Annotated in this window: 8 protein-coding genes and 1 pseudogene; 8 read left to right on the top strand and 1 reads right to left on the bottom strand. The window is 74.7% G+C overall.

Features of this window, described 5'->3' with window-relative positions:
- The first annotated feature begins 32 nt into the window (after window positions 1–32).
- Window positions 33–3,293, top strand: coding sequence for a PIG-L family deacetylase (locus tag FE251_RS10035; RefSeq protein WP_139948680.1), 3,261 nt, complete (start codon window positions 33–35; stop codon window positions 3,291–3,293).
- A gap of 36 nt (window positions 3,294–3,329) precedes the next feature.
- Here FE251_RS10035 and FE251_RS10030 read toward each other — a convergent pair whose 3' ends face one another.
- Complete coding sequence (locus FE251_RS10030; protein ID WP_139073301.1) at window positions 3,330–4,103, bottom strand: GntR family transcriptional regulator; 774 nt, start codon at window positions 4,101–4,103, stop codon at window positions 3,330–3,332.
- A 203-nt stretch (window positions 4,104–4,306) separates the two neighbouring features.
- Between FE251_RS10030 and iolC the strand changes: the two genes are divergently transcribed.
- From iolC to FE251_RS09995, 7 genes and pseudogenes are all read left to right on the top strand, one after another.
- Window positions 4,307–5,299, top strand: coding sequence for a 5-dehydro-2-deoxygluconokinase (gene iolC, locus FE251_RS10025; protein WP_139948679.1), 993 nt, complete (start codon window positions 4,307–4,309; stop codon window positions 5,297–5,299).
- The gene (locus FE251_RS10020; protein ID WP_139949314.1) at window positions 5,296–6,156 is read left to right on the top strand and encodes a Cgl0159 family (beta/alpha)8-fold protein; all 861 of its coding nucleotides are present in this window, start codon (window positions 5,296–5,298) and stop codon (window positions 6,154–6,156) included. Before iolC ends, FE251_RS10020 begins: the two co-directional genes overlap by 4 nt.
- Window positions 6,153–7,046, top strand: a complete 894-nt coding sequence (gene iolB / locus FE251_RS10015; RefSeq protein ID WP_139948678.1) for a 5-deoxy-glucuronate isomerase — start codon at window positions 6,153–6,155, stop codon at window positions 7,044–7,046. The genes FE251_RS10020 and iolB overlap by 4 nt, the downstream gene beginning before the upstream one ends.
- A complete protein-coding gene (iolD, locus tag FE251_RS10010; protein ID WP_139948677.1) occupies window positions 7,043–8,947 on the top strand; it encodes a 3D-(3,5/4)-trihydroxycyclohexane-1,2-dione acylhydrolase (decyclizing) in 1,905 nt (634 codons plus the stop codon). Before iolB ends, iolD begins: the two co-directional genes overlap by 4 nt.
- A gap of 25 nt (window positions 8,948–8,972) precedes the next feature.
- A pseudogene (locus tag FE251_RS10005) lies at window positions 8,973–10,471 on the top strand (CoA-acylating methylmalonate-semialdehyde dehydrogenase).
- 18 nt (window positions 10,472–10,489) lie between these two features.
- Window positions 10,490–11,494, top strand: coding sequence for an inositol 2-dehydrogenase (gene iolG, locus FE251_RS10000; RefSeq protein WP_139948676.1), 1,005 nt, complete (start codon window positions 10,490–10,492; stop codon window positions 11,492–11,494).
- A gap of 9 nt (window positions 11,495–11,503) precedes the next feature.
- On the top strand, window positions 11,504–12,370 hold the full coding sequence (locus FE251_RS09995) for a TIM barrel protein (RefSeq protein WP_139073295.1): 867 nt from the start codon (window positions 11,504–11,506) through the stop codon (window positions 12,368–12,370).
- Window positions 12,371–12,385 lie beyond the last annotated feature (15 nt).

Raw genomic sequence — 12,385 nt, 5'->3', positions numbered from 1 at the left:
TGCCCGACCTGGAGGTACTCGTGAAGAGAGGCATGGCCGCAGCCGCGCTGGCCGCGCTGGCACTGGGAGCCGTCGTCCCGACGGCGGCCGGTGACACCGCGCCGCCACCGCTGACGGTGGGGGAACCCTCGATCGCCACCGAGGTCTCACCGAACAAGATCGACGTCATGGGCATCTGGGCCCACCCGGACGACGACGCCGGGTTCACCACGCCGTGCGGCGTCTGGAACGACCGCTACGGCGTGGAGTGCGGGATCATCATGCTCACCCGCGGGGAGGGCGGCTCGAACTCCGTCGGCGACGAGGCCGGCCCCGCGCTCGGCCTGCGGCGCGAGAACGAGGACCGCGCCTCCCACTACCGCTCCGGCACCGTCGACATCTACAACATCGACGCCGTCGACTTCTTCTACAACACCTCCGCCGCCCTCACCGAGGAGGTGTGGGGCTCCGAGCGCGTCCAGCGCCAGGTCGTCCACGTCATCCGCCAGACCCAGCCGGAGATCCTCACCGGCTTCTCGCCCTCCCTGGCCGTGGGCCACGGCAACCACCAGTACGCCGGGCGGGTCGTCTGGGAGGCGGCCCAGATGGCCGCCGACCCGAACGCCTTCCCCGAGCAGCTCACCGGGCCGGACGCCGTGGACGTGTGGCAGGTCAAGATGGTCACCTCCGGCGCCTCGACGCAGGGCGAGGGCGGCACGAACGGGCCGAGCTGCAACGCCGGCTTCGTCCCCGCCCCGACCAACCCGTTCACCGTCGTCGGGACGTGGAGCGGCTACCCCTCGCCCTACACGTGGCTGCCGGGCAACGTCCAGGGCCAGGAGCCCGGCACCGCGCAGACCTGGGCGCAGGTGGGTCGCGAGGGCAACCGTGCCCACCCCACCCAGGCGCGCGTCAAGCACACCGGGATCTGGGAGCCGCAGTGCCTGCGCTACGGCATCGCGCACTCCGAGGTGCCCTTCCAGCCCAACGGCTCCCCGGAGAACGCCCGCGACGACGCGATCCTCTTCGGCTCGGTCATCCCCGACCCCGGCGGCATGCCACTCGGGTCGACCTTCTCCTTCGCGGCCGACGAGGTCCAGGCGCCCGGCGTCCCGTTCGAGGTGACCGTCGAGAGCCGCGCCGGTGCCGGCACCGTCGCCGCCGGGGAGGTCACCCTCACCGTCCCCGCCGGCTGGGAGGTCTCCGCGCCGCAGCCGCTCGGCCCCGTGACGAGCGCCGCGGACGCGAGCGCCACCTTCACCGTGACCCCCGCCGCCGACGCCGCGACCGGGCGCTACCGGCTGGCCGCCAGCTTCGACAACGGCACGGTCACCGCGTACAACGACATGCGCGTGGACCTCGTCCCGGGCGTCGAGGGTCGCTTCGAGCGCTGGGGCAACTTCTCGGAGTACGACGAGTGGGCCGAGACGTTCACGGGCGTCGGCGGCCGGTCCGCGGCCGAGAGCCGGATCGGCGCGGGGGAGTCGGTGACGGTGCCCGTCGTCGTCACCAACCGCACGACCGTCCCGCAGGACGGTGAGGTCACGCTCACCGCGCCCGCGCCGTTCACGGTCGAGCCCGCGTCGGTGCCCTTCACCGGCCTCGCGCCGGGGGCGCAGACGACCGTCGGGCTCACCCTCACCCACACCGACCCCGCCGCACCCGGCGGGCAGACCGTGGACCTGCCGATCACGACGACGGCGGGCGGGGTGACGAGCACCGAGAACCTGCGGATGTACGTCGTGCCGACCACCGTCGTCCCCGGCGCCGCGGACGCGCCCGTCGTCGACGGGCAGCCCGACGACGGCTACGGCGAGCCGATCGACATCGGCCGCCGCTGGGAGGGTGCGGCCTGCGAGCCCGACGGCACCGACTGCGGCGCCGGCAGCTACGCCCGCCTCGCCTGGTCGGGCGACGACCTCTACGTCCTGGCCCACGTCGTCGACGACGTCGCGAGCGCGGCGGCCACCCCCGAGCGCTGCTTCGGGCACTGGCTCGTCGACTCGGTCGAGGTGCTCCTCGACCCGCAGGCGACGTCCCGCGACACCTCGACGACGTTCAAGTCCGGCATCCTGCCCTTCACCGACGACCCGACCGGCGCCGCCGGCCAGGGCCCGGACGGGCCGTGCTGGAGCCGCGACGCCGACAACCACCAGGGCTTCTCCTCCGGTCCGCTCGCGGACACGGTCGAGCAGGGCCCGAACTCGCCCGGGCAGGAGGTCGCGGTGAGCGTGACCCGTGGCCCGGACGGTGGCTACGAGGGCGGCTCCTACACGGTGGAGACGAGGATCCCGCTCGCCAACCTGCCCGCCGCCGTCGGCCCGACGAGCGCGGCGCCCACGGGCGACGCGGCGACCAACGACGTCGACCCGCAGTTCCTCGGGCTCAACGTCACGCCCTACGACGCGGACAACCAGGACTTCATCGGCGACACCCGCACGGCGTGGTCGCCCTTCGGGAGCCAGCAGTCCGAGCCCTACCGCTGGGGCCACGCGTACCTCCAGGGGTACACCCCGCCGGCCGACCGGCCCACGGAGCCGGCCGAGCCGATCATCCCGGACACCGCGCTCATGGGCGTGGAGTCCCCGCAGACGATCTACCAGTCCGCGGTGCGGGGCGTGACGATCTCGGGCCTGCCCGCGAGTGACGCGCTCACGGTGAGCGACGTGACCATCGGCAACCCGTCGGTGACGCTCACCCTGGAGTCCTCGGTGCCCGGCACCGTCCGCGCGTTCGTGTGGACGGGGGACCTCGAGATGGTCCCGGTCTGGGTGTCGAGCTGTGAGGGTGACGAGCTCGGCTTCTCCGCCTGCTCCGAGGCCGACGGCGCAGCGGCGCCGTGGGCACCGGACATGGGCGGACGCCTCCTCGGCGCCGGGAGCACCGAGGTCGGCCCCGGGACCGGCACGCTGAGCGTGGAGCTCGACGCCGACGCGCTGGAGGACCTGCGCGCCGACGGCTCGGTCCTCGTGTCCTTCCAGGCCGCCGACGGGGCGGACCGCCAGGCCGCGGGCGACGTGACGCTCCAGGCCACCGGTGGCGGGGTCAACGCGTGGTACTTCCCGGTCGTCGAGGCCGAGGTGCCCACGGAGGAGCCCCCGACCGACGCGCCCACCGACGACCCGACGGACGACCCGAGCGGCGGCGCCACGGTTGCGCCCACGGCAGACCCGGCCGACCCGCCGGCCGCCGGGCCGGGCCGCCTGCCGTCCACCGGTGCGGACGTCGGCGTCGTCGCGCTGGTCGCGCTCGCGCTGGCGCTGGTCGGGGGCGCGGCGACGCTCCTCGTCCGCCGCTTCCGCAGCACCCGCTGAGCCGGGCGGGCGGCGCCTCCCGGGGCGCCGCCCGCCTCAGCGGGCGACGAGGCTGGTCTGGAACGTGTACCGGGAGGCCCGGTAGATGTGCGTGCCGACCTCGACGACGGTGTCCGTGTCCGCGATCGCCACCCGCTCCATCGTGAGGACGGCGGCGCGCGCCGGCTCGTGGAGGACGCGCGCCTCGGCGGCGGTCGCCTGCCGGGCGCCGATCGTCTGGTGCGCGAGGCGCAGCCGCACGCCGCGCTCGCGCAGCGCGGCGTACAGGCCCTCGTGCTCGAGCTCCTCGCGCCCGGGGGCGAGGTCGGCGCGGATGTCGTTGGTGAGCAGCGCGAGCGGCTCACCGTCCGCGTAGCGCAGCCGGCGCACATGGACGACGTCCTGCCCGGGGCTGATGCCGAGCCGGGCGGCGGTCTCCGCGTCGGCCGGGCGCACCTCGTAGTCGAGCACGTCGGTGCGCGGCTCGCGGCCCGCGGCTGCGAGGTCGTCGTGGAGGCTGGTGAGCTCGACCGGGCGGCGGATGATCTCCGGGGCCACCTCGGTGCCCACGCCCCGCTTGCGGACGAGCAGTCCCTTGTCGACGAGCTCCTGGAGCGCCCGGCGCGCGGTCGGGCGGGAGACCTGGAGGCGGTCGGCCATCGCCAGCTCGTTCTCGATGCGCGCGTGCGGCGCGAGCTCACCGGAGACGATGGCCGCCTGGAGCACCGAGGAGATCTGGTGGTAGAGCGGCACCGGGCTGGCGCGGTCGAGGTTGACCATCGGACGATAGGTCTCCCCGGACGTGGGGGCGGGCACCGACGTGGTCCGCATGACCCTCACCTTTCCGCCAGGTTTTCGCGACAACCTCATGATGCCACCCCCACGGCCCGGGATGTGGCGCGTCCGTCGCAAAAAGTCCATATGTCCAGACAAATGGTTGACCGGCTCCCGGCTCTGGGACACAATCTGTTGACCGGTCCACGCCGGTCCGGCGGGCCGGTGACGTCCCGCCCGGGGGGAGGAGGGGAGTGGAGATGACGGGCTCGCAGGGGGCGCCGGACGTCCTGACCTTCGGGCGCAGCGGCGTCGACATCTACCCCCTCACCACGGGCGTTGGCCTGGAGGACGTCGAGACGTTCGGCAAGTTCCTCGGCGGCAGCCCGACGAACGTCGCCGTCGCCGCCGCCCGCCTCGGCCACAGTGCCGCGACGATCACCGGCGTGGGCGACGACCCGTTCGGCCGCTTCGTGCGCCGCGAGATGGTCCGCCTCGGCGTGAGCGACGCGCACGTCGTCACGTCCACCGAGCTCAAGACCCCGATCACGCTGTGCGAGATCTTCCCGCCGGACCACTTCCCGCTGTACTTCTACCGCGAGCCGAGCGCCCCGGACCTCCAGGTGCGCCCGCAGGACCTGCCCCTGGACGCCGTCCGCGGCGCGGCCATCATGTGGTTCACGGTCACCGGCCTGTCCGAGGAGCCCTCCCGGGCGGCGCACCTCGCCGCGCTGGCGGCCCGGGCCCGCCGCGAGCACACCGTCCTCGACCTCGACTACCGGCCGATGTTCTGGGACTCCGCCGCGGAGGCAGGCGCGCAGGTGCGCGACGTCCTGCCCGGGGTGACCCTCGCCGTCGGCAACCGGGAGGAGTGCGAGGTCGCGGTCGGGGAGAGCGACCCGGACCGGGCCGCCGACGCGCTGCTCGAGGCGGGCGTCGAGATCGCCGTCGTCAAGCAGGGACCGCGCGGCACCCTGGCCAAGACGCGCGAGGAGCGGGTCGAGGTGCCCGCCACCCCCACGCAGGTCGTCAACGGCCTCGGCGCCGGCGACGCCTTCGGCGGCGCGCTGTGCCACGGCCTGCTCTCCGGCTGGTCGCTCGGGCGCACCCTCGCCGCGGCGAGCGCCGCCGGGGCGATCGTCGCCGCGCGCCTGGAGTGCTCCACCGCGATGCCCACCGAGGCGGAGGTGCTCGAGGTCCTCGACCGTGGCGCCCACCCCCAGGACGTCGAGCGGAGGCCGCTGTGGGTCTGAGCGTCGCGGAGATCCGCGAGCTGCGCCTGCACGAGCCCGAGCGCGTCGCCCGCGCCCTGGCCGAGCGCCCGCCCGGCCGGCTGCCCACCGGCGCCAAGCTCATGGTCATCGCCGCCGACCACCCGGCCCGCGGCTCGCTCGCCGCGGGCAGTGACCCGATGGCGATGGGGGACCGGCGCGAGCTGCTCCGGCGCTGCGCCGCCGCGCTCGCCCGCCCCGGGGTCCACGGCTTCCTCGGCACGGCCGACGTCGTCGAGGACCTCGCCCTCATGGGGGCGCTGGACGGCAAGCTCGTCTACGGCTCGATGAACCGCGGCGGGCTCCGCGGCGCGAGCTACGAGATGGACGACCGCTTCACCGGCTACACCGCGCGCGCCGTCGTCGACCAGGGTCTCGACGGCGGGAAGATGCTCCTGCGCCTCGACCCCGGCGACCCGGGGTCGCTGCGCACCCTGGAGTCCGCCGCCCGCGCGGTCGACGAGCTCGCCGCCGCCGGCCGCACCGCGATCGTCGAGCCGTTCCTCTCCCACCGGGTGGACGGGCGCACCGTCAACGAGCTCACCACCGACGCCGTCGTCACGTCCGTCGCCGTCGCCTCCGGGCTCGGTGGCACGTCGGCCCGCACGTGGCTCAAGCTGCCGCTCGTGCCGGACATGGAGGCGGTGGCCGCGGCCACCACGCTGCCGGTCCTCATCCTCGGCGGCGAGGTGAGCCCGGACGCCGAGGCCACCGCCGCCGGCTGGGCGCGGGCGCTGCGCCTGCCGGGCATCCAGGGCCTCGTCCTCGGGCGCTCCCTCCTCTACCCGAACGACGGCGACGTCGAGGGTGCGGTCGACCGGGCGGTGGGGCTGCTGTGAGCCACGACCTCGTCCTGCGCGCGGGCGACACCGCCCACGGGCCCTACCGCCTCGACGTCACCCCCGAGCGTGCCGGGTGGCGCTTCGCCGGCCTCAAGGTGCTCGAGCTGCCCCCGGGCGGCAGCGAGGAGGTGAGCACCGGCGCCGACGAGCTCCTCGTCCTGCCGTTGTCCGGCTCGTGCACCGTCACCGTCGAGGGGCGCACCTACGAGCTCGCCGGGCGGCCGGACGTCTTCACCGCCGTCACCGACTACCTCTACGTCCCCCTCGGTACGACGCTCACCGTCACCTCCGCCGCGGGCGCCACCCTCGCCCTCCCGACGGCGCGCGCCGGGCAGTCCCTGCCCGTCTCCCACCAGGGCGCCGACCGGGTGCGCACCGAGCTGCGCGGCGCCGGCTCGGCCTCCCGGCAGGTGAACAACTACGCGCTGGAGAACGACGTGCGCACCGACCACCTCCTCGTGTGCGAGGTGCTCACCCCCGGCGGCAACTGGTCCTCCTACCCGCCGCACAAGCACGACGAGCACACCGAGGACGAGCGCGAGCTCGAGGAGATCTACTACTTCCAGGTGCGCCCCGGCCCCGACGGCGGGCCCGGCCTGGCCCTCCACCGCACCTACGGCACGGCCGACCGGCCGCTCGACCTCACCACCGAGGTGCGATCGGGGGACGTCGTGCTCACCCCGCACGGCTACCACGGCCCGTCCGCTGCCGCCCCGGGCTACGACCTGTACTACCTCAACGTCATGGCCGGGCCGGCGGAGGACCGCAGCTGGCTCATGACCGACGACCCGGCACACGCCTGGGTCCGCGGCACGTGGGAGGGCCAGGAGGTCGACCCGCGCCTGCCGATGACCGCGCCCGTCGAGCAGGGAGAGGGACGAGGATGAGCGAGTCGACCGCGCCGGGCACCGTCCGGCTCACCGTGGGACAGGCGCTCGTGCGCTTCCTGTCGGTCCAGTACTCCGAGCGCGACGGCGTCGAGCAGCGCCTCTTCGCCGGGGTCATGGGCATCCTCGGGCACGGCAACGTCGCCGGCGTGGGGCAGGCCCTGCTGCAGAACCAGGTCGACCCGGCGCCGGGGGAGCAGCCGCTGCGCCTCTACCAGGCGCGCAACGAGCAGAACATGGTCCACACCGCCGTCGGCTACGCCCGCACGACCGACCGGCTCCAGACCTTCGCCTGCGTCGCCTCGATCGGGCCCGGGTCGACGAACATGCTCACCGGCGCGGCGCTGGCCACCATCGACCGCATCCCCGTCCTCCTCCTGCCCGCCGACACCTTCGCCACCCGCGCCGCCGACCCGGTGCTCCAGCAGCTGGAGAACGAGCAGAGCGGGGAGGCGTCGGTCAACGACGTCTTCCGCCCGGTGTCGCGGTTCTTCGACCGGGTCCACCGCCCCGAGCAGCTCCCGGCGAGCCTGCTCGCGGCGATGCGCGTGCTCACCGACCCCGCCGAGACCGGCGCGGTGACCATCGCGTTGCCCCAGGACGTCCAGGCCGAGGCGCACGACTGGCCCGTCGCCCTCTTCCGGCGGCGCGTGTGGCACGTCGCGCGCCCGGTTCCCGAGCCGGCCGCCCTCGAGCGGGCCGCGCGCCTCGTCCGCGAGGCGCGCCGCCCGCTGCTCGTCGCCGGCGGCGGGGTCGTGTACTCCGGGGCGAGCGCCGCCCTCACCGCGCTCGCGGACGCCACCGGCATCCCGGTGGCCGACACCCAGGCCGGCAAGGGTGCCATCGCCTGGGACCACCCGTGCGCCGCCGGCGGTGTCGGGGCCACCGGCAGTGCCGCGGCCAACGCGCTCGCCGCGCAGGCCGACGTCGTCATCGGCGTCGGCACCCGCTGGACCGACTTCACGACGGCCTCGCGCACCGCCTTCGGCAACCCGGAGGTGCGCTTCGTCAACCTCAACGTCAAGGCCCTGGACGCTGCCAAGCACGCCGGGGAGATGGTCGTCGCCGACGCCCGCGCGGGCCTGGAGGCGCTGACCGCCGCGCTCGCCGGCTACCGCGTCCCGGAGGACTACACCCGCGAGGTGGGCGAGCTCGTCGCCGACTGGGCGCGCGTCACCGACGAGTGCTACCACCGCGGCCACGGCCCGCTGCCCGCCCAGACCGAGATCTTCGGGGCGCTCAACGAGCTCATGGGCGAGGAGGACGTCCTCGTCAACGCCGCAGGGTCCATGCCCGGGGACCTCCAGGCGCTGTGGCGGGCCAGCAGCCCGCTGCAGTACCACCTGGAGTACGGGTACTCGTGCATGGGCTACGAGATCCCCGCCGCCATGGGGGTCAAGCTCGCCCGCCCGGGCAGCGAGGTCGTCGCCGTCGTCGGTGACGGCAGCTACCAGATGGCCCCGCAGGAGATCGCGACGATCCTCGCCGAGGGGCTCAAGGTCGTCCTCGTCGTCCTGCAGAACCACGGCTGGGCCTCGATCGGCTCCCTCTCGGAGTCCCACGGCTCCCAGCGCTTCGCCACCGAGTACCGCAGGCGGGACGAGCGCACCGGCCTGCTCGACGGCGCCCGCCTGCCCGTCGACCTCGCCGCGAACATCCGCAGCTACGGCGTCGAGGTGCTCGAGCCGGCGTCGGTCGAGGAGTTCCGCGCCGCCTACACCGCGGCGGCGGCGAGCGAGGCGACGACGGCGATCGTCATCGAGACCGACCTCTACGGACCCAACCCGCCGTCCTCGAGCTGGTGGGACGTGCCCGTCCCCGAGGTCTCCCGGCTGGAGAGCACCCGACGCGCCCGCGCCGAGTACGAGGACGCCAAGCGCGACCAGCGGCCCTACCTCTGACCCAGGCCCCAGGAGAGCAGACGTCATGACCACGATTACCCACTGGATCGCCGGCGCGCCCTACGCGGGCCCCGCAGGCGCGACCACCCCCGTCCACGACCCGGCCACCGGCGAGGTCACCGGGCAGCTCCTCCAGGGCGACGCCGCCGTCGTCGCGGAGGCGGTGCGCACCGCCACCGCGGCGCAGCGCGAGTGGGGCGCGACCTCCCTCGCCCGGCGTACCGAGGTGATGTTCCGGATGCGCGAGCTCGTCGTGCAGCACACCGACGAGCTGGCCCGGATCGTCACCGCCGAGCACGGCAAGACCCTCGACGACGCCCGCGGGGAGATTGCCCGCGGCCGCGAGACCCTCGACTTCGCGTGCGGGATCAGCATCGCGAGCAAGGGGGAGTACACCGCCGACGCGTCCACCGGCGTCGACGTCCACTCGATGCGCCAGCCGCTCGGCGTCGTCGCCGGGATCACCCCGTTCAACTTCCCCGTCATGGTGCCGATGTGGATGCACCCGATCGCCATCGCCACCGGCAACGCCTTCGTCCTCAAGCCCTCCGAGCGCGACCCCTCCGCGGCGAACTTCGTCGCCGACCTCTACCGCCGGGCAGGCCTGCCCGACGGCGTGTTCAGCGTCGTCCACGGCGGGCGCGAGGTGGTCGACGCGATCCTCGAGCACCCGGGCGTCGCGGCCGTCTCCTTCGTCGGCTCCACTCCCGTGGCCCGGTACGTGCGGGAGAAGGGCGCGGCCCACGGCAAGCGGGTGCAGGCGCTCGGCGGGGCGAACAACCACGCCGTCGTCATGCCCGACGGCGACATCGAGCACGCCGCCGCGCAGATCGCCGCCGGGGCGTTCGGCTCGGCCGGGGAGCGGTGCATGGCCGTGCCCGCCGCCGTCGCCGTGGGGGAGGCGGGCGACCTGCTCGCCGGGGCGCTCAAGCGGGAGGCGGAGCGGATCGTCGTCGGCCCGGGGGACCGCGAGGGCGTGGGCATGGGGCCGGTGATCACCGCCGAGGCGCGCGAGCGGGTGCTGCGGTACGCCACCGACGCGCTCGAGGCGGGCGCCGAGCTCGTCGTCGACGGGCGCGAGCTCGTCGTCGAGGGGTACGAGGGAGGGTTCTTCCTCGGCCCCACCGTCCTGGACCGGGTGGGCACCGACGTCGCCGCCTACCGGGAGGAGGTGTTCGGCCCGCTGCTCACCGTCGTGCGCGTGGACACCTTCGAGGAGGCGCTCGACCTCGTCAACTCCTCGCCCTTCGGCAACGGGGCGGCGATCTTCACCGCCTCGGGGGAGTACGCGCGGCGCTTCACCCACGAGGTGCAGGCCGGGATGGTGGGGGTCAACGTCCCGATCCCGACCCCGGTGGCGTACTACTCCTTCGGGGGTGGAAGGATTCGCTCTTCGGGGAGCACCACGCGCACGGCCCGGAGGCGGTGCGCTTCTACACCCGCAACAAGGTCGTCACGAGCCGCTGGCCCCACCAGGACCGGCCCGTGACCGCCTCGCTGAGCTTCCCGCGCACCACCGACTGACCCGGAAGAAGGACCCCAATGGTGAGGATCGCCGTCATCGGTGCCGGCCGCATCGGCGCCGTGCACGCGGCCACCGTCGCCCGCCACCCGCGGGCCGAGCTGCGCGTCGTCCACGACCCGGTGGGCGACGCCGCCGCGCGCCTCGCCGCGCTCCACGGCGCCCGTGTCGCGGCGGACGTGTCCGACGTCCACGCCGCAGAGGACGTCGACGCCGTCATCGTCGCCTCGCCCACCCCGCTGCACGTCGAGCACGTCGTCGGCGCGGTCCGCGCCGGCAAGGCCGTGCTGTGCGAGAAGCCGGTGGACCTCGACCTCGCCCGGGTCGACGCGTGCCTCGCCGCCGTCGCCGGGCAGGAGCACCGGGTCATGGTCGGCTTCAACCGGCGCTTCGACCCGACGTTCGCCGAGGTCCACGCGCGCGTCGCGGCCGGGGAGATCGGGCCGCTCGAGCAGCTGACGATCATCAGCCGCGACCCGGCGCCGCCGCCGGTGGGCTACCTCGCCCAGTCCGGCGGGATCTTCCGCGACATGACGATCCACGACCTCGACACCGCGCGCTTCTTCCTCGGGGAGATCGTCGAGGTGCACGCCGTGGGCCAGCGTCTCGACCCGGTCGTCGTCGCCGCCGGGGACCTCGACGGCGCCGTCACCACGCTCGTCGCCGCGAGCGGGGCGGTGGCGACGATCGTCAACTCCCGCCACTGCGCCACCGGCTACGACCAGCGCCTCGAGGCGTTCGGCCCGCGCGGGACGCTGGAGGCGCTCAACCACACGGCCACCGCCGTGCGCAGCTCGACCGCGACGACCTCGGGGGCGGCGGGGCGGTACCTCGACTTCTTCCTCCAGCGCTACGCCGAGGCCTACACCCGCGAGCTCGACCACTTCGTCGACGCCGTGCGCGAGGGCCGTGCGCCCTCGCCCTCGCTCGCCGACGGCCGGGCCGCCCTCGTCCTGGCCGACGCCGCCACCCGCAGCGCCACCACCGGGCAGCGCGTCGCGCTCTCGCCCGTCCCCGTCCCGTAAGGAGTGAGCATGAGGATCGCCGGAGCACCCATCAGCTGGGGCGTGTGCGAGGTACCGGGCTGGGGCCACCAGATGAGCCCGGACCGGGTGCTGCGCGAGATGACCGGGCTCGGCCTCACGGCCACGGAGTTCGGCCCCCAGGGGTGGCTGCCCGAGACGCCGGCCGAGCGGGCGGCGGCGCTCACGCCCCACGGGCTGGCCGCCGTCGGCGCGTTCGTGCCCGTCGTGCTCCACGACCCCGGCCACGACCCGGTGCCCGAGGTGGACCGCGAGCTCGACTCCTTCGAGGCGGCCGGCGGTGACGTCCTCGTGCTCTCGGCGACCTCCGGGCTCGACGGCTACGACGAGCGGCCCGACCTCGACGAGACCGGCTGGGCCACGCTCCTGCACAACCTCGACCGGCTCACCGAGCTCGCCGCCTCGCGCGGGGTGCGCGCCAGCCTGCACCCGCACGTGGGGACGATGGTCGAGCGGGAGGAGGAGGTGCACCGCGTCGTCGAGGGCTCGTCCGTCCCGTTGTGCCTGGACACCGGCCACCTGCTCATCGGCGGCACCGACCCGGTGCGCCTCGCCACCGAGCACGCCGCGCGGATCAACCACGTCCACGCCAAGGACGTGCGCCTCGACCTCGTGCGCCGCGTGCGCAACGGTGAGATCGGCTACACCGAGGCCGTGCGACAGGGCATCTACACGCCGCTGGGGGACGGGGACGTCGACGTCGCCGCGATCGTCGCCGCGCTCGACGGCGCCGGGTTCGACGGCTGGTACGTCCTGGAGCAGGACACCGTCCTGGCCGCCGAGCCCGCCCCAGGGCTGGGTCCGGTGGACGACGCGCGGCGCTCCCTGGAGCATCTGCGCTCGCTCGGCGGCGCCTGACCCTGCGGCACGACT

This window comes from Georgenia wutianyii (assembly GCF_006349365.1).
GTDB classification, from domain to species: domain Bacteria; phylum Actinomycetota; class Actinomycetes; order Actinomycetales; family Actinomycetaceae; genus Oceanitalea; species Oceanitalea wutianyii.
This window is presented reverse-complemented; position numbering and strand designations above follow the sequence as displayed.